Origin of the sequence: Hohaiivirga grylli, assembly GCF_039655745.1 — a bacterium.
GTDB lineage: Bacteria > Pseudomonadota > Alphaproteobacteria > Rhizobiales > Beijerinckiaceae > Hohaiivirga > Hohaiivirga grylli.
Map to the genome: position 1 here is coordinate 54929 of NZ_JBBYXI010000004.1, position 21914 is coordinate 76842.

Genomic DNA, 21914 nt, shown 5'->3' on the forward strand with positions numbered 1-21914 from the left:
AGCCCCTGTCAGGATATACCCTGACAGGGGCTGAATAATCTCATAAATGATGTCAGAACTTGGCTCTGAAGCCGATTGTTCCATTAAGAGCGTAGCTGCTTCCAAAGTCAGAGAAGGAAGTGCGGGCGTCTACTTCGCCGTAAAGGGAGTAGGCGTCATCATTCCAGTTGTACGACACACCGGCTCCGATGCCACCCCAGAAGCGATCTGAACGATTCCGGAAATTGACATTGGTAACCGAGACCTCTGTTCCATCAAGGAATTCATAATAGAGGTTGGCAATGCCGTATGTTTTCAGACGTCGCAGGTCACCCTGTTCTGATCTCCATTCATTCTCGCGGCTGAAGGCCACACCAAGACGTGCTGTGAGAGAGTCGCTGTCTTTCTGACGGACAACGGCACCATAAGCATCCTGGAATTTTTTAAAGTCGACAGCGTTATAAGAGAGCTGAATCTGTGGCGTCATAGTCCACTCTTCATTCAGCTTAATCTTTCTGCCTGCTTCAATGCTCAGTGCATAGCCGGTACCCTTGTTGCCGCTGACCTCTTTGCGTCCCAGAGTATCAGAGGTGATATCTGTGTCATACCACATGACCTGCGCAACACCGTCCACATAGACATCGTTGTTGCCATACCAGGTCAGTGTACCGCCCAGACCATATCCGTCTGATTTTATCTTGCCGGAACCGAAACGAGAGCGGATATCAGAATTGGCATGGACATACTGGAAGTAGACACCGCCAATCAACTTGCCTTTCTCATTTTCAGCAGCAAGGAAATCAAGACCAATCTGAGCCCGGAGCATATCCAGATCATAGTGAGCCTGAGAGGTAGACTTTGCCGGGTTGATATGGCTGGTTGAGCCTTCAAGGCGTATCCAGAGGCCACGGTCTTCTACAACATTCCCTGCCTGTTGTGATGTTGCGGTGCCAGGCTTGTTGACGGACCACATGCGGTTACCAACACGCTGTTCCAAAGTACCAAGACGGTTCATTGCCAGCAGCACCTGAGGATAGACCTCATAGATTGGTACGCCTGGCTGATAAACTGGCGTTGGTTTGGTTGGTGGGACAACAGATGGCCCTCCGGTATCAGGAAGCTTCGGGTCCGGATCTGGTGTTGGATCTGGATCAGTTGGTGGAGGATCGACCGGATCCGGCACATCGAAGACAGAGCGCAGGTACCAGTTACCATCTGACGTATTGGTAACACCATTATGGTTAAGTGAGTAGACATAGGCGCCACCAACCACAACCGGCGTTCCCTGATAGGTGTAATCACTCCGGAGAGCAAAGGCATCAGAAGGAGATGCGCCATCAATTTCAATGATCTTGATACCGTCGCCTGTTGTCAGGGCTCCAAGGCCGCCTCTGTTGTTGATGACGACGTTTGTCATACCGGCGACATCGCCTGTGATGTACAGAAGGTCGGTTAGAGAGCTGTCATCACCCAATACGGTATCAAGCATCAGTGTGCCATTCATACCGGTGTAGTTGCCTCTGATTGTCCATTTGTCACCAGCAACCGAATTACCGTCCAGCCGCATTGTGCCCGCATTGAAAACACTCGCTGCGATGGTCTGGGTAGCAGGAGAAATATCTGAATTGGTGACAGTCGATGTTGCATCAATATTCAGAACGTTCTCAACGGCCGGATTACTCATCCGGAAGAACAGAGCAGAGCTTGTCAGTGTCAGGGTACTGCCGTTGACAATGTTCATTTCCGTCCAGTTGACCAGATTGACACCTTTGCTCAGGTCGTCGAGCGTCATGGACATGTAACCTGACAAGTTATAGTTGTCGATTGTCAGCGACGCTGTGGCATTTGCATCCAGACCATTCGCGCCACCGTCCAGCCGTACCAGTTCGGAAATATCGGCTGTGCCTGTGATCAGGGCTGTATTATGACCGGTATCGACATTTGCAAAGCCCATGAAGACCGCACCGGCAATCTTACCGCCGGAAATCTCAAAGTGGTCATTGCCGGAGCCCATATAGAAACCATTGGTTGTGGTTGCTGAGCCGCCTGTTATGACAAATTTATCATTGCCGGTGCCGGCATCAAGAGAGCCAATGAACTGCCCTGATTCAATGTAAAGGGAATCATCTCCAGCGCCAGTCTCGATCCAGCCTTCAACATAAGCATTGCCCTGAATACGGACCTCATCACTTCGTGAATTTCCGTAAACTACGGTATTGTCACTGTTATGGGTGCTGTATATCTGGCCTTTGATAAGGACAAGCGAATCGGCGGCTGAGATTATAGTGACAGCACGGCCGGTATCAATAGTGGCATCAGCGCCAATATTTACGATAATGGGCTTATCTGCATAAGTTGCTCTCAGCTGATCAGCCGTAACGGTGCTTTCTCCAAGACTGGTTGTAGAAACGTTGCTGGCCCAGATAGCCTGAGACCACTCACCACCCTTGATAACAGTTGCCCCGGTTGATGTGAGAACCCCTGAAAGGTTGCCTGCTTTCGCTCTTGTTACCGTGCCCATGTCAATGGTCAGGGTACTGAAGTTGAGCGTGCCGTTCGGATTCATGAGAATGCTGGTCTGATCGCTCGCGTTAGAACCATCAATCTGCGTATGTCCTGCAACATTCAGGACACTTCCGTTCTGGACGAGTATGTAGTTAATGCTGCCAGCTGGAGTACCGTTGGACTTAGCTGTGACATTGAAAGTCAGGTTTCCATCCACATTGAATGTTGTACTGCTGAGCTGCAGAAAAGGATTTGTTGATGTCGACGTTGCCGTGACATCCATATTGCCTTTCACATCAATTGTACTGTTCAATGATTGAAGCCAGTAGGAATTACCTATTGCTGAGCTCGCAACAAAATCCACATTCTGGTTGAATGTTATTTTGGATGAATCCGCATTGAGTGCGACAGAACCAGTCGAAATATTGACGCTGTTCTGAAATGTCAGATCTGCACCACCAGTCGCTGTCGCTGTATTTGTTGAAGTTGAAGACGAAACGCAGGTTGTTGCTGTACATGTATCTGCCAATACTGCTGAAGGTATTAAAAGAGATAGTACTGCTGTTCCGGCTAACAATGTTGACTTATAAGTTTGTACTGTACGCAAAGAGCGCTTCTTGATATATCTGCCCATAGGATACCCCACTAAATATTAGAACTTTATGTTAAAAATTATTTGGATGATTTTTTTTTATTAAAATATATTTTATTTTTAAATATATCAATATTTTTTTCTTTTATATTATCTGATTATATAATTTAATTTTTTTTGTGATATGCTTTTTTCGATATGGATAGAATTTAGTTTCTTAAAGCAACTATTTTTATAAGTTTTTGTATATACTTAAATTTTCATAATATTAGAGAAGACTTTTTTCCTTGACCAAATAATCTATTTCTGATGTCTGTTTGTCTGATTTAAAATTTGGATATTGCTGGTGAAGCATCTTTTCCCTCCTGAATATATTGAGAAACTAAAAAAGAACGCTTTAGGGAATGAAAAGGGGCCTAGGCGTGGAAGACCCGTACCTGCAACAGAGCGTATTAAGGCTTCACAGAGTGGGGCAGCTGTTAATGTTGTACGCTCATTGCCGTCAGCTCTTAGGGGGCAGAATGTAACGGCTGTTCTGGGACCAACCAATACAGGTAAAACCCACCTCGCCATTGAACGGATGCTGGCCCGTGGTAGCGGAATGATCGGGCTGCCTTTGCGCCTGCTGGCCCGTGAAGTTTATCAGCGGGTTGTTGAGAAGGTTGGTGAACATAATGTTGCACTGATCACTGGTGAAGAAAAAATAAAGCCAGACCGACCGCGCTATTGGGTGTCGACGGTTGAAGCGATGCCGCGTGACCTTAAACTCGCTTTTGTCGCGATTGATGAAATTCAGTTAGCCTCAGATTTTGATCGTGGTCATGTTTTCACAGACAGGATTCTGAACCAGCGTGGAGCAGAGGAAACTCTTCTGATTGGTTCTGAAACCATGCGGCCGATTCTGGAAAAGCTCATTCCGGGCATCCAGATTACCACGCGGCCAAGATTATCCACACTTAGCTTTACGGGTGAAAAGAAGATTTCCCGCTTGCCGAGAAGGTCGGCCATTGTCGCTTTTTCAGTTGAAGAAGTTTACACGATTGCTGAGCTGATCCGCCGCCAGAGAGGTGGTGCGGCTGTGGTGCTTGGTGCTCTTTCTCCGCGTACAAGAAATGCTCAGGTCGAGCTCTATCAATCGGGAGAAGTCGATTATCTCGTTGCAACCGATGCAATCGGGATGGGGTTGAATCTCGACATTGAGCATGTGGCTTTTGCTGCAGACCGTAAATTTGATGGGTTTAAGTTTCGCAAGCTTTTTCCGGCTGAACTGGCTCAGATTGCAGGGCGCGCTGGACGATATATGCGTGATGGAACCTTCGGAACAGCAGGCCGTTGCCCGCCTTTTGAGCCTGAAATTGTTGAAGCGCTGGAAAGCCATAAATTTGATCCGGTTCAGATATTGCAATGGCGTAATCCTGATCTGGATTTCTCCAGTCTGGTCAACCTGCGTGCCTCCCTCGGCCGTTCACCGAATGAGCGCGGGCTCGTCCTTGCACCTGATAATGAAGATGTGATCGCACTGGAAAATGTTTTTCAGGAAAATGATATCCGTCAGATGGCCTCAACACCTGCTGCTGTCAAAAGACTGTGGGAAATATGTCAGGTTCCGGATTACAGAAAAGTGTCTTCACAAGGGCATGCAGACCTAATCGGAACCCTTTATCGCTTCATTATGGATGAAGAGTTTGTGCCTGAAGAGTGGTTTTCTCGTCAATTGGCCTTGGTTGATCGGACAGATGGCGATATAGATACCCTGTCGAACCGTATTGCACAGGTAAGGACATGGAGCTTCGTCGCCAATAGGCCGGACTGGTTAAAGGATCCGGAACATTGGCAGAGCGTCGCCCGTCTGGTAGAGGACAATTTATCGGATGCCTTGCATGAGAGGCTTGCTCAACGTTTTGTCGACAGACGAACAAGCTTTCTTATGCGACGCCTTAGAGAGAACACAATGCTCGAAGCGCAAATATCAACTGCTGGTGAAGTGACCGTTGAAGGTCAACACGTTGGTCATATTCATGGTTTTCAGTTCGTGCCGGAATCACTGGCCGATACGGTTGAAGCCAAAACATTGCGAAATGCTGCTGAAAAAGCTTTAGCAAGCGAGATTGAGGCCAGAGCTGAACGCTTTTCGGCTGCAGCAGATGCCTCATTGGTTATTGCTAATGATGGCACTATTCGCTGGACTGGTGAGCCGGTTGCCAAGCTGGAAGCTGGTGAAAAACTTTATGAACCGCATGTTCGTATCATTGCAGATGATCAGCTTTCCGGCCCGGCCCGTGAGAAGATTGAAATTCGCCTGCGCGCATGGCTGAAGGCTTACATCGTTCGTCTGCTTGGCCCTGCTATGCAGCTTGAAGACGCAGCAGAGCTGACAGGGATTGCCAAGGGAATTGGTTTCCAGCTTTCAGAAACACTTGGTGTTCTTGAGCGCAGTAAAGTTCTGCAGGATGTTCGCAGTCTTGATCAGGATGCCCGTGGTATTCTGCGTAAGCTTGGTGTCCGCTTTGGTGCCTATCATATTTATCTGCCTGCTCTTCTGAAGCCGGCTCCCAGAACACTGGCAACCCAGCTATGGGCTCTCAAGAACGGCGGCCTTGACCAGAAGGGTATTGACGAGATTGCACTTCTTGCAAGCTCTGGCCGGACATCTATTCCTATGGATCCGGAAATTGCTGTAGGTCTCTACCTTTCAGCAGGCTTCCGCATTTGTGGGACGAGAGCTGTTCGTGTTGATATTCTCGAACGTCTTGCTGATCTTATTCGTCCGGCGATTGCCTACCGTCCGGGTGTAACACCCGGTGAGCCACCGGCTGGTGCAGCTGATGGCAATGGCTTCGTTGTCACCGTTGCCATGACATCACTTGTTGGCTGCGCTGGTGAAGAATTCTCGTCAATTCTGAAATCCCTTGGATATACGTCCGAAACCCGTGAAGGGGCAGCGATTACAGTTGCGCTCATTCCGTCGGCTCCAATTCCGGGTGTAATAGTTCAGGCTGCTGATGCGGCTAAGGAAGAACCTGTTGCTACAGATGAAGCTCCTGTTGAACAGGCGGTTGCTGAAGATACGCCTGTTGTTGCAGAGCAGACAGAAGCAACGGCTTCCGAGGCTGCAGATGCTTCCGCTGAAGTTCCGGCTGAGCCTGCTACGATTGAAATCTGGCATCAGCAACGCTTTAATGATGGTCAGCAGCGTCAGGGCCAGCGGCAGAACAATCAGCGCCGCGGTCAGCGTAGTGATCAGAACCGTGGTGAACGCCGTGAGGGTGAAGGACAGAAGTTCTCCCGCCCCGACCGGGATCGCCGTGGGCCGAAGCGTTCTGACAAGAAAGCCGGGCCACGCGATAATAAATCGTTTGAACGCAAACAGGATAACCGTCGTGACCGGGAACCGGATCCGAATTCTCCATTTGCAAAGCTTCTGGCATTGAAGAACCAGCTTCAGGATAATAAATCCTGAGGCCTGGGGCCGGATGCGTGAAGGTCAGCAACGTCTGGATAAGTGGCTGTGGTACGCGCGAATTATCAAGTCGCGTACCCTTGCAACACGTTTTATCTTGGATGGGCATGTGCGGGTTAATGGGGTACGCATTACGCAGGCCGCCTATGCAATAAGCCCGGGCGATGTTTTAACAATTGCATTGCCGCGAACAACGCTTGTTATTGAAGTGCTTGCGCCAGGTCTTCGCCGGGGCCCTGCAAAAGAAGCAGGCCTACTCTTCAAAAGTAAATAGTTTTCAGATTTCATTAGCAATATTCATTGTTGTTGTTGAAGCAACAGCAACTAGCTGACATCTAGGGCTTGCATCAGGCAGCCTCAGGCGTTAGAGGCATTCTAATCAGCAGTTTATGCTGTGACACGGTACACAGAAGTAAAACATGAAATATGTTATGCGTTCTGTCTGGTTTGTAGTCGCGGGGAGATGAAGATGACCTATATCGTTACCGACAATTGCATTAAGTGCAAATATACGGATTGCGTTGAGGTCTGTCCTGTTGACTGTTTCTACGAAGGCGAGAATATGCTCGTTATCCATCCGGATGAGTGTATTGATTGTGGCGTTTGTGAACCAGAATGCCCGGCAGATGCCATTCGTCCGGATACTGAACCGGATACAGAGAGCTGGCTGAAGCTTAATGCTGATATGGCCCGTATCTGGCCTAACCTGACACAGAAGAAAGACCCGTTGCCGGATGCGGCTGAATGGGATGGAAAGCCTAATAAAATAGAGCATTTCTCCAATAAGCCAGGTGATGGCGACTAAGCAACAAACTATAAAAATCAGAATGTTACAGTTTACTCTCCGCTAACGATCTTTCGCGGAGAGCGCGTTTTCTTTTGCTTTATTAGCTTTTTTGTGATAGGGTCTCCTTTACTGTCAATTGCGCATCCTGCGTACAACATCCCGTAAAGCGACTGTCAGAAAGGTAGGCAGGGGCATTATGGCTCTAACTATGTTATCGATAGGGATGATGTGTGGAATTCCACTTGCAACTGACTTGAGCGCGGCATCAGACGAGACGTGTTTCGTCTGAGCCTTTGTTTTTTGTCTCGCCGGTTCATGCCGGAAGATTTAGCCCGAATGTTTCTGACATTGAGGGCAAGGTAGGAGGCCCCGATAACATGACGACCACTAAGAAGACCTCACCACGCGGAGGTTTCAAGACCGGCGAAGCGATTGTCTACCCGGCTCATGGCGTAGGTCACATCATGGCTATCGAAGAGCAGGAAGTTGCTGGTTTCAAACTGGAACTTTTTGTTGTTTCTTTCGAAAAAGATAAAATGGTTCTTCGTGTTCCAACCGCTAAAGCTGCCAGTGTTGGCATGCGTAAGCTGGCGGAGCCAGAGCATGTTGAGAAAGTTCTCGTTGTTCTGTCTGGACGTGCACGCATTAAGCGCACCATGTGGTCGCGCCGTGCGCAGGAATATGAAGCAAAGATCAATTCAGGTGATCTCGTTTCAGTGGCAGAGGTTGTTCGTGACTTGTATCGCTCTGAAGCACAGCCTGAGCAGTCTTACAGCGAGCGTCAGCTTTATGAGGCTGCCCTTGAGCGCGTTGTCAGCGAAGTCGCTGCCGTTAACAAGGTAACAGCAACAGAAGCTCTTGCTCTGATTGAAGGCCGTCTTGCCAAGTCTCCACGTCGCGTAAAGGCTGCTGAGGGTGAAGCAGATACGTCTGAAGATCAGGAAGAAGCAGCTGCATAATTTCCTGATAATAATCTTTTAATAAAAAGACCCCGGTTTTATTAAAGCCGGGGTCTTTTTATATCCGCGGGTGAAAAATATAGGTCAGGTTTTTAAAATGCCTACCTTAGATCAATCAGGCTGTTTTATTTCTTTTCTCATGAATTGTGAAATATCTGACGCAGAAAAGCTAAAATAATTCATGTGGTTCCATAAGATTATGTCGAAAAATGAGAAAAATAATCGCTTTGTGTGAATCAGCACGGGCCCACAATTGAATAAAAAAAAGTCTTAAATTCGAGTGAACTTTCTCTGTCCTGGGCCGTTCCTACTCAGTCGATGTTGTGATGAGTGGAGGTTACCATGGGTGGAGTACCAGGAGTCGGACGCCAGTTTATCAGAGCAGCCATGGATGCTCCTTTTCTTGAGCGTGATGAAGAGCGGCAGCTTGCCGTCTTATGGAAAGACAATCATGATGAAGTTGCTCTGCACCGCCTTGCCTATGCCCACATGCGTCTGGTGATCTCAATCGCTGCCAAATTCAAGCACTACGGTCTGCCAATGTCTGATCTTGTTCAGGAAGGTCACGTGGGCTTGCTGGAAGCTGCAGCACGTTTTGAGCCAGAGCGGGAAGTTCGCTTCTCAACTTATGCCACGTGGTGGATACGGGCATCAATTCAGGACTATATTCTTCGTAACTGGTCAATTGTTCGTGGTGGTACCAGCTCTGCCCAGAAGACACTCTTCTTCAACCTGCGCCGCCTGAGGGCACGTTTGGCACAGGGACAGAATGAACTTGTCTCTGACGAGGCCCATAATGCGATTGCTCTGGCTATTGGCGTTTCCAGCAGTGATGTTGCTTTGATGGATGCAAGATTGTCAGCGCCCGATACGTCGCTTAACGCTCCGGTGATGGATAGCGATTCCGGTACTAATTCAGAACGTATTGAATTTCTGGTCGATGGCAGCCCGCTTCCGGATGAATCAGTCTCCGATTCAATTGATAGCGAACGCCGCGCCGAGTGGCTGGATCATGCACTTGATGTTCTTAATGAGCGTGAACTGCGTATCTTGAGGGCCCGTCGCCTGCAGGATGATCAGGTAACACTTGAACTGCTTGGTGATGATCTTGGGATTTCCAAGGAACGTGTTCGTCAGATTGAGAACCGGGCACTGGAAAAACTGCGGCGTGCATTAGTTGAGCGCCATCCAAAGGCAGTTGGAGCTTTCGTCTGAGAGATTATTGCTGTCACTTAATCTCATGACGGGGTGCGCCGTGGAAATTCTGCGGCGCATTTTTTAATCAGCGATAATCTTGTATTCAGCTCCAGCCTGAAGCGCTGTTGATGTTGAAATGCCGTTAAGAGCGGCAAACCGCTCCAGAGGGCGATCTGTTACAATCATCATTGAGGCAAGGCTTTCAGGCGTATCACCCGCCCGGGCGGTAACAATCTTGATGTGCAGCGGGCTAATACGACGGGCCTCATCACTATTGATTTGGCGTAGCGTGCCCAGCGACTGGTTAAAGACGCGGTCAATATCACCGGTATTGGTTGGGGCTGCAATGATTAACCGGAAGACGGTATCTCCAATCTGAACGGCTGCCAGACGGAAGTTCCATTCCGCACTGCGGGAAGAAGCTGTTGCAGCTGGCAACCCATTGATTGTGATATTTGTGATGGAATCCGTTTCAATCGTTTCGTTCCACGTATTGCGCAGAACATCCTCAAGGGATTGGCCTGAACGGCTTTCGACGGCATCAAAAAGCAGCTTGTAGGTACCATTGCTTGAGGCACCGAGTACTGCGCGAGAAGTATTTTCAAGCGAAAAGCCTTCAGGAGCATCAAATGTCACGCCAAAGCGTGCATGAACAAATCGTCTGCCACGTACAATGCCATCGGAAGGATCGTCACCAAAGGCAATGCCATTGATTGCAGACAGATACGTTGAACGATCTGTCCCCTGTGCACGTGGACTTGAGAATTTTTTGGCTTCTGTCAAAGCACGCCGAATACGATCTGCCGTGCTTGGGTGGGTCGCAAGCATGTCAGGTGAAGTTTTGGATTTAGCCGTACTGTTTACTGAACGGCTGAGATTCGCCAGAAAGCCTGCTGCACCATAAGGGTCAAAACCTGCTGCAGCCAGTGTCTTGATCCCAACTTCATCCGCCTCAATTTCCTGAGACCGGGAAAAGCTTGCGAGACTGACTTTACTGCGTGTCTTGACCATGCGGCCTGCTGCCGGGTCGCTTAATACTTCTGTGTTGACCCGCTGTACCAGAGAAGAGCGTGCCTGCAGTTCAGTCCGTGCTTCAGCGTGGTTCAGTGTGACATGGGCCATCTCATGAGAGAGGACGGCTGCAATTTCAGAGGAATTATTGGCAACGCTTAAGAGGCCCCGGGTTACATAAAGATGCCCGGATGGCAGCGCAAAGGCGTTGGCAATAGGAGAATTCAGAATTGTAACTTTATAGGATCTGTCGGGTCTGTCTGAGGCACGTACAAGCCGCTGGACAATATTTTCCAGCATACGTTTGGCAGGTGGATAATTATACTCACCTCCGAAGGCTGCAACAAGTCGTGCATGATCTCTGGAACTGTCTGAGAAAGCTCCAAGCGTGCGTGGGGTATTTGCTGGCAAAGATATTTTGCCATTAGTAGAGCAGGCAGCCAAAAGACACAGCACAAGTGCTGATACGCCATACTTGAATGTCGTTTTCAGAACACCAACCATACCGACTAACAACGCGCCCGACTGTTTCTTCCCGATGATCACTATTGAATTATCTGAGAAATCAGAAATCCCTAGAATACCCATATAGGGCATAAGCTGGATAATGGAACATAATTCATACCATCTCCACCTTCATTCTGGCTATAATATATGACCTGTATACAAACATTAAAATAGTTGCGCTTTTATCTCATTTTTTGTGTGATTTTACACGCCGCCATCCAGTTGTAACAGCTCAGTTGCCTGAATCTCGATTGAGGGGCCCCAATGATCAGAAAATTTTACAGTTCCCCGTAACAAAACTGTTCTGCCTTTTATCTCATTTACAGATAGGCCGGTTTCTTTCAGCTTGCCCCATATTCCGGCGGGTATCATGGCGGCCAGATCATTTTTCCAGTTGGTGCCAAAATTCAGATAGGTCCAGTTTTTACGTTCACCGATATTGATGATGGTGCCGTATACCAAAACAAACTGGCCGTTTTTTTCCTTTAGAGTCTGGATGTCTGTTGCTGCAATCGGTGTGAAGCTGTTTGTCGCCCAGAGGCCAAACTTGCCTTCCCTGGCTTCCTTCTCTGACTCAAGCAGCTGTGGTGTACACAGGCGCGTTTTCTCGCGTGCTGAAACAATGGCCTGCCCTTTTCTGACAAGTTTATGGGCGATGTCATCGTTATTATGGGAAACGGCTGCCATGTATCGTTTCCACCGATCAGGCTTGCTTTGCAGTTTAACAATAACTGTTTTTCCAAACAGCTTGCTGATCTCCTGAAACCTGCGGTTATTCCGGCCTTTCCATTGTGGAATAATGACATCGGCCAGATACACAGTCTGTCCTGAGGAGAGCATTAAGTCGCCGTATTTATTCCAGCCAACAACCTGAGTGGTTATTTCCTTGTCAAAGCAGGCCTTGTTATTCCTGATCTGGGTTGCCGCAAAGGCAGACTGGGCTGTCAGAATAAGCCCGATCATTCCAATAAAAATCCGCGTCAAAAAGGACTTCGGCGCGGATTTTGAGATTACTTTAAACCTGTCGGACAATGCTCACTCCGGAACAATACGGACAGCGCCCTTGGCTGCACTGGTTGTCATGGCAGCATAGGCTTTCAGAGCTGTTGAGACTTTGCGGTCACGCTTCTCAGGCTTCCATGCCTGTTTGCCGCGCGCTTCCATTTCAGCCTGGCGACGATCAAGTTCATCTTTCGCGACATTGAGATTGATGACACGGCGTGGAATATCAATCTCAATCTCGTCACCATCTTTCACGAGACCAATCAGGCCACCTTCAGCAGCCTCCGGTGAGACGTGGCCGATTGAGAGCCCGGAAGATCCGCCTGAGAAACGACCATCTGTGATGAGAGCACAGGCTTTACCAAGTCCTTTGGATTTCAGGTAACTGGTTGGGTAAAGCATTTCCTGCATACCCGGGCCGCCACGTGGGCCTTCGTAGATGATGACGACAATGTCACCAGCCTTGATTTCATTTCCGAGAATGGCTTTGACAGCTGCATCCTGACTTTCAAAGACCCGGGCAGGGCCGTTGAAGGTGAGAATGCTGTCATCAACACCCGCTGTTTTAACAATACAGCCATCTTCGGCCAGATTGCCGTACAGAACTGCGAGGCCGCCATCTTGCGAGAAGGCATGCTCTTTACTGCGGATTACACCTTTTGTGCGGTCAGTATCGAGCTCGTCATAACGACGTTCCTGACTAAAAGCGACCGTAGTGCGGATGCCTCCGGGTGCGGCGCGGAAGAAAGTGCCGACTGTTTCGCTGTTTGTCAGTTTGACATCCCAGCGGTTCAGGGCATCGCGCATGGTTTTTTCATGGACTGTTGGTACAGATGTATCAAGCAATCCTGCACGATCCAGCTCGCCCAGAATACCCATGATGCCACCTGCACGGTGAACATCTTCCACGTGGACGTTTGCAACCGCAGGGGCGACTTTGCAGAGTACGGGAACTTTACGTGACAGGCGGTCGATATCCTTCATTGTGAAGTCGACTTCACCTTCGTGAGCTGCTGCCAGCAGATGGAGAACCGTATTGGTTGAACCACCCATGGAAATGTCAAGTGCCATGGCGTTTTCAAAAGCTGCAAATGTGGCAATCGAACGGGGCAGTACGGATGTATCATCCTGCTCATAATAACGGCGGGCCAGATCAACGATCAGATGGCCGGCTTCCACAAACAGACGCTTACGGTCAGCATGGGTTGCAACAACAGTGCCGTTGCCGGGAAGGGCAAGGCCAAGCGCTTCTGTCAGGCAGTTCATGGAATTGGCGGTAAACATACCGGAGCAGGAACCGCAGGTTGGACAGGCATTCGCCTCCATTTCCTGAACTTCTTCATCCGAGACGCTGTCATCGGCTGCGGCAACCATGGCATCAATCAAATCGACGGCACGGGTTTTGCCGCGCCAGTTGACCTTACCGGCTTCCATCGGGCCGCCTGAGACGAAGATCGTTGGAATATTGAGGCGCAGTGAGGCCATCAGCATGCCGGGTGTGATCTTGTCACAGTTGGAAATACAGATCAGGGCGTCAGCACAATGGGCATTGACCATATATTCGACAGAGTCAGCAATGATCTCGCGGGATGGCAGGCTGTAGAGCATGCCGTCATGGCCCATGGCGATGCCGTCATCGACAGCAATGGTATTGAATTCCTTGGCAACACCACCGGCCTTTTCAACTTCACGGGCAACAAGCTGGCCCATATCCTTGAGATGAACATGGCCGGGCACGAACTGGGTGAAGGAGTTCGCAATGGCAATAATCGGCTTGCCAAAATCCTCATTCTTCATGCCAGTGGCGCGCCAGAGACCGCGGGCACCAGCCATATTACGACCGTGGGTGGAAGTACGTGAACGATATTGTGGCATAATCATCTCTTGAAATAAAAATTCTTGATTGGACCCTTTCTACACAATTTTGTGACGACTGTCAGGCCTGATTACGGCGTTTCCTGTAATTAATCGTCGCAATAGCTGAAGCTATTGGCATGAGGGTTTATGTCGTGCTAGACGCTTTCTCATCCGGTTCGTGCCGGGGGCGTGCCTCTTGCCGCTTATGCGGTCCCGTAGCTCAGCAGGACAGAGCAGCGGTTTCCTAAACCGAAGGTCGGAAGTTCGAGTCTTCCCGGGATCGCCAATTTTACAGAATATTGGCTAAATTTTCTTTGAGACAGTCACGGATTTCATTAAGAGAAGACAAAATGAAGAACCGCCCTCACGCATTATGGCGGCATATCAGATTAGACATATGAAGGATGGCTCACGGAAAAATTGCCAAAATGACGGAGTATCTTGCTCTTGTGCAAATTCCTGCAATTCCTCTGTTGACCATCAGAAAAAGAAATTACGACCTACAATGACAAAATATCTTGAATGCGGGATTAATTTACTTTTAATTTTTGTGAAAAAATACTGGAAAATAATTTTCTGCTACAATTCAGCTCAATCTTATTCCCATAAGAACGGATCATGTGGAGGCAAAATATATGCAATTTATCAAGAAGGTTTATCTTTTATCCGTGCTGACTGGCAGTGTTATTCTCTCAGGTCCAGCGCATTCTGAACCTGCTAACAATTCTGCTCAGGTTAATGGCGTTGAAGTCGTATTTGTACTTGATACGACAGGCTCAATGAATGGGCTGATTGAAGGCGCCAAGCGTAAGATCTGGTCGATTGCCAATACGATTGTTGATCAAAACCCTGATGCAAAAATCAAAATGGGATTAGTGGCTTATCGGGATATTGGTGATGACTATGTCACCAAGTCATTTAATCTGACGACTGACATTCAGGGTATTTATGCAAACCTCCTCACTTTTGAAGCTGATGGGGGAGGTGATGCTCCTGAATCTGTCAATGAAGCGCTTGATGTTGCTGTTACCAAGCAGGATTGGACGAGCGAGAGTAGTCAGCAGAATGTCAAACGCATAATCTTTCTTGTTGGTGATGAGCCACCCCATATGGATTACAAGCATGATCGCAAGTACCCGGTTGTATTAAAAGACGCGACCCAGAAGGGGATTATCGTTAATGCCATTCAAGTTGATGGCACAACAGAAACAACCCGCTACTGGAAAGAAATTGCTAAGCTTGGCAATGGCAAATACATCGCAATTCCGCAAGATGGTGGTAAGGTTGTCGATATTGAAACGCCTTATGATGATGAGATTATTCAGGTACAGGCTGCTCTCAATAATACGGTTCTTGCTTATGGTACAAAAACGCGGAAAGTGGCCGTTGAGAATAAAAAGGATGCCTATCGTGCCGCTACCAAATCATCTGCTGCTGAGATGTCAAAATACGTCAATAAAAGCAGTAAAGGAGCCGCTGTTGTAACGGGTAAAGGTGATCTTGTTGCAGACATGAATAAAGGTCTCAAACTTGAAACCATTCCGGAACAGGAACTGCCGGAAGTGATGCAAAAGATGGATGTCGAGAAGCGTGCTATCTTTATTCAGGAACAGAATGCCAAGCGTATTGAATTAGCAAAGACGCTGAAGGAAAAAGTTGAAAAGCGCGATGCTTATGTCCTTGAACAAAAGGCCAAAATGCAGAAAGCTGGTAAAACAAAGGACAGCTTTGATACGGTTGTCGAGAAGATGCTTTCAGAGCAGATTAAAGGCAAATAAGCAGCCAAGATAAAGCCTCAGGAAAGAATATCTCCAGAGGCTTTATTTTATGCAATTCCACTTATCAGTATTCTTGAAGTTCCATATACTCCTACCAGTATATTGACATACTCCCACCAGTATGTGAGTAGAGGTATGAGGAGAGTAAATGCCATACTCAGTTGAAGATAAGAAGCGCACGGTTGTGCGGCTTCGCCGTATTAAAGGTCAGATCGAGGCGCTGGAACGGGCTGTTGAAGCAGGGACGGAATGTCGGCTTCTTCTGCAGCAGATTGCAGCCATGCGCGGTGCCGCTGGTGGCTTGATGGCAGAAGTGCTCGAAATACATTTACGTGAAACCGTAACATCTCAGCAGGATCCAGCACATCCATCCGTCATGGATGACCAGATGGATGATATCGTTAAAATCCTGCGGGCCTATCTGAAGTAATCAGTTCTGAATGATAAAGGAAACACCATAATGAAAACCAAAGCAGCAGTCGCATGGGCGGCAAACCAGCCTTTATCCATTGAGACTATTGAGATTGGTGGCCCGAAGGCCGGTGAAGTTCTCGTAGAGATTATGGCGACAGGCGTTTGCCATACTGATGCTTACACACTCGCCGGTCTGGATTCTGAAGGCAAGTTTCCTGCTATTCTTGGCCATGAGGGTGCCGGTATTGTGCGTGAAGTTGGGGCTGGTGTGACATCTCTCAAGGTTGGTGATCACGTTATTCCGCTTTACACACCTGAATGCCGCCAATGTAAAACATGCCTTTCGCAACGGTCCAACCTGTGTACGTCGATCAGAACAACACAGGGGCAGGGCCTGATGCCTGACAGAACAACCCGTTTCTCATGTGATAACGGTGAAATCTTCCACTACATGGGCTGCTCCACGTTTTCCAATTTTACGGTTCTGCCGGAAATTGCTCTTGCGAAGGTTCGGGAAGATGCGCCGTTTGATAAGATCTGCTACATTGGCTGTGGCGTAACAACGGGAATAGGTGCCGTCTTATATACGGCCAAAGTTCGCCCGGGCTCGAATGTGGTGGTGTTTGGCTTAGGTGGTATTGGGCTAAACGTTATTCAGGGCGCCCGGATGGTCGGGGCTGATAAAATTATCGGTATTGATATTAATCCGGCCAAAGTGGAGATCGCCAAAAAATTCGGCATGACGGATTTTATTAATCCGCTTGAGATTGGTAGCGATAAGGTTGTGCAGGCTGTTCAGGATTTAACAGATGGCGGCGCCGATTACTCATTTGATGCTACGGGAAATGTTGATGTGATGCGTCAGGCGCTTGAATGCTGTCATCGTGGCTGGGGTGAATCCATCATCATCGGTGTTGCGGAAGCTGGCAAGGAAATTGCAACACGTCCATTCCAGCTTGTCACAGGCCGGGTCTGGAAAGGGTCTGCCTTTGGTGGTGCCCGTGGACGTACGGATGTGCCGAAGATTGTTGACTGGTACATGGATGGCAAGATCAATATTGATGATCTGATTACGCATACGATGGGTCTTGAAGACATTAATACGGCGTTTGACCTGATGCATGAAGGTAAGTCCATCCGATCTGTTATTGTCTATTGAGGCTTCCAGAATGAAGAAAATTTCTGCCGTCAAAGCCTTTGGAGGGATGCAATATGTTTATTCGCATCCCTCACAGGCATGTCACTGTGACATGACCTTTGCAATCTTTCTGCCACCTCAGGCGGAGACGAGAAAAGTTCCGGTTCTGTGGTATCTGTCAGGTCTGACATGCACGCATCAGAATGTCATGGATAAAGGTGAATACAGACATATCGCTGCTGAACTTGGTGTGGCGCTTGTCTGTCCAGATACCAGCCCCCGTGGAGATGCCATTCCTGATGAAAAGGATAACTGGCAGTTCGGTCAGGGCGCAGGCTTTTATCTTGATGCAACCGAACAGCCATTCGCGCGCAATTACAATATGCAACGCTACATATTGTCAGAACTGCCTGAAGTCCTGAAAGCGGGCGGATTTGCTCTCGACTTTGAAAGGCAGGGCATATTTGGGCATTCTATGGGTGGTCATGGTGCCATAACGCTTGCCCTGAAAAATCCGGGACATTTTGGCTCAGTTTCAGCTTTTGCCCCTATCGTACAGCCTTCAACTGCTGACTGGTCACGTCCTGCCTTTGAAAAATATCTGGGGGCTGATGAGGCCTTCTGGCGCGCATATGATGCAACTTTGCTGATTGAAGATGGTTTCCGGGTAAATGAGTTACTGGTTGATCAGGGAAGCGCTGATCCGTTTCTTGAGAATGGTCTGAAACCATGGTTGCTTGAAGAGGCATGCCAGAAAGCCGATATTCCTCTGACGCTCAATATGCGTGAGGGCTATGATCACTCTTACCTGTTTATTTCAACCTTTATGGCTGACCACATAAAATGGCATGCCGAGCGTCTGGCTTAATTATTTTAAGCTAACCTAATAAAAAAGCCTCTGGAGATTTTTATCTCCAGAGGCTTTGTTTTTTAGCGATTACCGCTAGCAGGTTTACCAGGTGTAGCGAACACCGATAGAGCCCTGCCATGATGTGCGGTCAGAGTTGTTGAGGCCCTGATTGTAAGAACCCTCTGCTGTCAGGCTGAGATCCTTGGTGATCTGGCCGGAAACGCCCAGACCGAGTTCAAACCAGCTGTCATCCAGTGGAGCCTTCACGATGCCCTGAAGTGAGCCATTATAGTTGTAGAAGGCTGTGCTGCTCTTGGAAGAGAAGTCCTTCCAGATGTTTGCCAGGCCCCAGACGGTGATTGGTGTTTCGCCTTTGAATGTATAACCAAGCTTTGCACCAATACGGGCGCGGAAGTCATTGATGTCGTCCATCGCTGTGATGCCATAGCCATCATTGAAGCTATCAAGGCTGATGAACTGCCAGATGGCCTGTGCCTGTGGCTCTAGTACGAAGCCATTGCCCAGATCAAACTTGTAGCCACCTTCAAGCGATGCTGCAAAGCCATAACCATTTGTTGAGGCCTGACGACCGCGGGTTACGCTCTGGTCCAGATCGTAGATCGTGCCCTGAAGGACGGTATCGACATACCAGCCGGAAGCGCTAAGGTGTGTCCAGTAAGCGCCAACAGAATAGGCCTGGAAGTCAACAGAACCGATCTGGCCGAACTTGCCATTGACGTTCTTTACGTTGGTGTCATTCCGGCCATAGCTGAAGTAGACACCGAGAATGTCGCCAGAGCCGTCCTTGCGCTCAACACCGTAGAGGTCAACACCGACCTGCATACCCTGCTGGCTCCAGTTTGTCCGGGCGCCGTTCTTGTCATAGTTGTAAGAACCCTGCTTGCCGGTTGCACCGAAGGCACGAGCCCATACGCTGTTGAAGTGACCCTTCTGGTTCTCTTCAACGCGGTGACACCAGTCATTGAGGTCCTTCTTGCCAGACTTGCGCTTCAGCTTGTCTTCCGGATCAGCATTCCAGCATGAGCTGTAAGGGCTGAAGCCGCCATAGAGATTATATGGGCCACGGAATGTCATGCTGCTGGCACGAACAGAGGCTGACGCAATCATCGAAGAACCAAGCTCAATGATGCTACGTGGTGTTTCTGTTGTGACAACAACTTCATCACGCAGACCATCGTTCTGGAGGTACCAGTTAGAGCCTGCCTGCTTAAGGCCATATTCATACAGGCCACCAACAACACGGTTGCCAAGCACGAATGCATCAGCATCAGAACGTGTACCGAGAACATCTACAACAAGGATACCATTGCCGATTGTCTCAGCGCCATTACCTGTTGCCGTGACATTGACGACGGTGGCAGAGCCGCTGTTGACGACGTTATCAACGACGAGAACGTCAGACTGTGAGTTTGCCCCGCCTTCGTTTAGAACCGTGTTGATGTTGAGTGAGCCGCCGGTCACGAAGTTACCGTTGCCGTTGACGCCAGCTGTCTGACCACCGGAGATGACGAGAACATCACCGGCAACTCCATTGGCAGTGAGGTCAATGATGCCATTGTTGGTGAAGTCAGCAACACCCAGAATATGAGCCTGAGCAGGGCCACCAGTGGCAACAGTGTTAAAGCCGTTTGCTTCTGGCAGATACATGTTTGCTGTATCGACAGTTGCTGCGAGACCTTCATCACCGAGAACACGGATTGTACCTGTATTGGTAACGGTGTTGATGCCGCTTTCACCGAGATTGCTGACAGCAACAGCATAGCTGTCACGGACCAGATCACCATCAGTATCTGCGAAACTGCGCATATCCCATGTGCCGGAGTTGGCAAAGTTGACTGTTGCAGGTGCTGCAGCAGCATTCTGTAAGACATTAACCGTACCGATCATGGTACCGCTGTTGTCTAAGGAGAATGTATTGGCCGCAGTACTGCGGACGGCCCGATCTGCCAGAGCATCAAGCGTTCCGGTGTTTGAGAGTGTCTGCTCTCCACCATCCATTATAACAGCCGCATTGTTTGCCTGTAAATTGGCCCAGCCACCATGGATCGTACCACCATTGGCAATTTCAATCTGGCCAGTACCTGTTGCTGAAATACCTGCTCCTACACCTCCGCCATATACGGTTGTGGTTCCGTTATGAACAATATCGATTGCACCAGTGGTATTGATTGCACGGATGCCGCCGCCTGATGAGCCGTTTGAGGTCAGTGTTGATCCACTATCAACGTCGACCGTAACTTTGCCGATGCCGCCACCGGAAAGAGCCTGATAATTGCCGTGTGCGAAAATGGCATATGAAGCGCCATCAACTTCAAGAGTGGAATTTATAACGGTTACGGTGGCGTCACTGAAATTGGTGCTTGCTGCAATAGCGAATGCAGATCCACCCTGTCCATTATTCGCCTCAGTGATCAGCGTACTGTTTTTTGCAGTAACAGAAGCTGCTCCAGCTCCAAAGGCACTTGCATAAAGAGCATCGCCATTGTCACCCTTTACGTGAATAGTACCGCCCGTATATTCAATATTGGTAGAACCATCAACTGCATGGACACGTATTCCGCTACTGTCATATTTCGATTGAGAAGAGATGTTGCCTGAATAAATAACGTCAACATTTCCTGACTGGTATGAATATGCGGTAATACCAGCTGATAAATTAGGACCATCTTCGCTGGTTAGGGAGATTGTCGCATCACCCTTGATTAGTATATTCCCGGCACCGCTCGATTCGGCATTAATACCGGAATTGCGCACACCGGCGCTGTTTCCTGTTGATTGGCCGTTGTTGATGAGCACTCCATGAGCTTCGATAGTAACATTGCCATCAACGGTGGTTGCACGGATATTATGGGAACTATCGCCGGAAACAGTTATGTTACCAGTATTAAGAATGTTAAGTTTCCCACCGCCAGCAATTGTAGAGGTTGCATAGATACCGTGAGAACCAGTGCCTGTCGTATCAATTGTAGCAGCACTGTTAATATCTATGTTGCCCGTGCTTAATGCACTCGCACGAATACCGGAATTGTTGCCATTAGTCGTGCCGGTATTATCAACTTTCAGCCGAACGTCTTTGCCAAGCAGGATTGTGCCGTTTCCAGAGCTTGTTGCCGTTAATTTAAGTAGGACAGCACTTCCCCGATAGGTCTGGATTATGCCATTTCCCGTATGGGAAAGGTATGCATTGCCTGAGCCACCATTTGAGATTTCCATCCCGTCCATTTCGACATTGCTGATGGCCCCATTGTTTGTAATGTTCAAGGTACCGGTTACATTCAGCAAGAGGTCACCTGTTGGTGCCGTTCCGCTGGAGTTAGATACAAGAACTGCTGTATCTTTTGATGTCCCAAGAACAATATTATTCGTTCCGGTCAGGTAGAGAGATGTATCTCCGACAGTACCATTAGCAACCACATAGTACCCATGTGATGAGCCATCTGTTGTTAAATTCGTGTTGTTTACCGTCAGAGTTGCATCGGCATCGGATGATCTGACATACAGAAATGTTGCTCCATTTGCAGTTATGGTAATATTATCAACTGAAGCCGTCACATTACCGGTTGATGCGCAGGACTGAGCATCGGTTAAGGCTGTCGTTACACCGTTACAGACGTACTGTTGAGCGGATGCAGGCATTGCCATACCGCAAAGCAGGTAAGTTGCCAAAGCGGTTGTACTTATAGCGAGCTTTCCACGCGAATCAAAAAAACGTGCGCTAGAATGAACCTTTTCAGGTTTTACCATATTCATAATGTGCCCCCAATTTAAATTGGTATAGGAAATTTTGACTATATTTGCTGACGTTGGGTTAGCAGAGAATTACTTGCATTTCAATTGTATTTATAATCTTCTATACA

Annotated in this window: 14 protein-coding genes and 1 tRNA gene; 10 read left to right on the top strand and 5 right to left on the bottom strand. The window is 48.5% G+C overall.

The window, feature by feature from the left end; genetic code table 11:
- Positions 1-52: 52 nt before the first annotated feature.
- Positions 53-3118 (bottom strand): autotransporter family protein, encoded by a 3066-nt coding sequence (locus tag WJT86_RS11005; protein WP_346337624.1) that lies wholly within the window; start codon positions 3116-3118, stop codon positions 53-55.
- A 454-nt stretch (positions 3119-3572) separates the two neighbouring features.
- Between WJT86_RS11005 and WJT86_RS11010 the strand changes: the two genes are divergently transcribed.
- The 5 genes from WJT86_RS11010 to WJT86_RS11030 all read left to right on the top strand — a co-directional run bounded on the left by WJT86_RS11010 (position 3573) and on the right by WJT86_RS11030 (position 9497).
- Complete coding sequence (locus tag WJT86_RS11010; protein ID WP_407066958.1) at positions 3573-6536, top strand: helicase-related protein; 2964 nt, start codon at positions 3573-3575, stop codon at positions 6534-6536.
- Between the two features lie 13 nt (positions 6537-6549).
- Positions 6550-6810: an RNA-binding S4 domain-containing protein gene (locus WJT86_RS11015; protein ID WP_346337625.1), complete on the top strand. Its 261-nt coding sequence runs from the start codon at positions 6550-6552 to the stop codon at positions 6808-6810.
- A gap of 195 nt (positions 6811-7005) precedes the next feature.
- Entirely contained in the window at positions 7006-7341 is a 336-nt protein-coding gene (fdxA, locus tag WJT86_RS11020; protein ID WP_346337626.1) for a ferredoxin FdxA, read from the top strand.
- 359 nt (positions 7342-7700) lie between these two features.
- Positions 7701-8282: a CarD family transcriptional regulator gene (locus WJT86_RS11025; protein ID WP_346337627.1), complete on the top strand. Its 582-nt coding sequence runs from the start codon at positions 7701-7703 to the stop codon at positions 8280-8282.
- 342 nt (positions 8283-8624) lie between these two features.
- Entirely contained in the window at positions 8625-9497 is an 873-nt protein-coding gene (locus tag WJT86_RS11030) for an RNA polymerase factor sigma-32 (RefSeq protein WP_346337628.1), read from the top strand.
- 63 nt (positions 9498-9560) lie between these two features.
- Here WJT86_RS11030 and WJT86_RS11035 read toward each other — a convergent pair whose 3' ends face one another.
- From WJT86_RS11035 to ilvD, 3 genes are all read right to left on the bottom strand, one after another.
- A complete protein-coding gene (locus WJT86_RS11035; protein WP_346337629.1) occupies positions 9561-11078 on the bottom strand; it encodes a M48 family metalloprotease in 1518 nt (505 codons plus the stop codon).
- 123 nt (positions 11079-11201) lie between these two features.
- A complete protein-coding gene (locus WJT86_RS11040) occupies positions 11202-11960 on the bottom strand; it encodes a thermonuclease family protein (RefSeq protein WP_346337630.1) in 759 nt (252 codons plus the stop codon).
- 72 nt (positions 11961-12032) lie between these two features.
- A complete protein-coding gene (gene ilvD, locus WJT86_RS11045; protein WP_346337631.1) occupies positions 12033-13874 on the bottom strand; it encodes a dihydroxy-acid dehydratase in 1842 nt (613 codons plus the stop codon).
- Between the two features lie 191 nt (positions 13875-14065).
- On the opposite strand from ilvD, the gene WJT86_RS11050 reads away from it, so the two are divergent.
- From WJT86_RS11050 to fghA, 5 genes are all read left to right on the top strand, one after another.
- Positions 14066-14142: transfer RNA gene (locus tag WJT86_RS11050), tRNA-Arg, on the top strand.
- 349 nt (positions 14143-14491) lie between these two features.
- A complete protein-coding gene (locus WJT86_RS11055; RefSeq protein ID WP_346337632.1) occupies positions 14492-15634 on the top strand; it encodes a vWA domain-containing protein in 1143 nt (380 codons plus the stop codon).
- Positions 15635-15782: 148 nt separating this feature from the next.
- Complete coding sequence (locus WJT86_RS11060) at positions 15783-16064, top strand: metal-sensing transcriptional repressor (RefSeq protein WP_346337633.1); 282 nt, start codon at positions 15783-15785, stop codon at positions 16062-16064.
- A gap of 30 nt (positions 16065-16094) precedes the next feature.
- On the top strand, positions 16095-17207 hold the full coding sequence (locus tag WJT86_RS11065) for an S-(hydroxymethyl)glutathione dehydrogenase/class III alcohol dehydrogenase (RefSeq protein WP_346337634.1): 1113 nt from the start codon (positions 16095-16097) through the stop codon (positions 17205-17207).
- Positions 17208-17217: 10 nt separating this feature from the next.
- Positions 17218-18054 carry an S-formylglutathione hydrolase gene (fghA, locus tag WJT86_RS11070; protein ID WP_346337635.1) on the top strand — a complete coding sequence of 279 codons (837 nt, stop codon included), beginning with the start codon at positions 17218-17220 and terminating at the stop codon, positions 18052-18054.
- 84 nt (positions 18055-18138) lie between these two features.
- Here the strand turns inward: fghA and WJT86_RS11075 are convergent, their stop codons facing one another.
- Positions 18139-21807 carry an autotransporter outer membrane beta-barrel domain-containing protein gene (locus WJT86_RS11075; protein ID WP_346337636.1) on the bottom strand — a complete coding sequence of 1223 codons (3669 nt, stop codon included), beginning with the start codon at positions 21805-21807 and terminating at the stop codon, positions 18139-18141.
- Positions 21808-21914 lie beyond the last annotated feature (107 nt).

Excerpts from the sequence above, each read along its gene's own strand:
- WJT86_RS11015 (WP_346337625.1), top strand. The coding sequence starts at position 6,550 with ATGCGTGAAGGTCAGCAACGTCTGGATAAGTGGCTGTGGTACGCGCGA.
- fghA (WP_346337635.1), top strand. The coding sequence starts at position 17,218 with ATGAAGAAAATTTCTGCCGTCAAAGCCTTTGGAGGGATGCAATATGTT.
- WJT86_RS11005 (WP_346337624.1), bottom strand. The coding sequence starts at position 3,118 with ATGGGCAGATATATCAAGAAGCGCTCTTTGCGTACAGTACAAACTTAT.
- WJT86_RS11060 (WP_346337633.1), top strand. The coding sequence starts at position 15,783 with ATGCCATACTCAGTTGAAGATAAGAAGCGCACGGTTGTGCGGCTTCGC.
- WJT86_RS11035 (WP_346337629.1), bottom strand. The coding sequence starts at position 11,078 with ATGGGTATTCTAGGGATTTCTGATTTCTCAGATAATTCAATAGTGATC.
- WJT86_RS11040 (WP_346337630.1), bottom strand. The coding sequence starts at position 11,960 with ATGATCGGGCTTATTCTGACAGCCCAGTCTGCCTTTGCGGCAACCCAG.
- fdxA (WP_346337626.1), top strand. The coding sequence starts at position 7,006 with ATGACCTATATCGTTACCGACAATTGCATTAAGTGCAAATATACGGAT.
- WJT86_RS11055 (WP_346337632.1), top strand. The coding sequence starts at position 14,492 with ATGCAATTTATCAAGAAGGTTTATCTTTTATCCGTGCTGACTGGCAGT.
- WJT86_RS11065 (WP_346337634.1), top strand. The coding sequence starts at position 16,095 with ATGAAAACCAAAGCAGCAGTCGCATGGGCGGCAAACCAGCCTTTATCC.
- ilvD (WP_346337631.1), bottom strand. The coding sequence starts at position 13,874 with ATGCCACAATATCGTTCACGTACTTCCACCCACGGTCGTAATATGGCT.
- WJT86_RS11030 (WP_346337628.1), top strand. The coding sequence starts at position 8,625 with ATGGGTGGAGTACCAGGAGTCGGACGCCAGTTTATCAGAGCAGCCATG.
- WJT86_RS11025 (WP_346337627.1), top strand. The coding sequence starts at position 7,701 with ATGACGACCACTAAGAAGACCTCACCACGCGGAGGTTTCAAGACCGGC.
- WJT86_RS11075 (WP_346337636.1), bottom strand. The coding sequence starts at position 21,807 with ATGAATATGGTAAAACCTGAAAAGGTTCATTCTAGCGCACGTTTTTTT.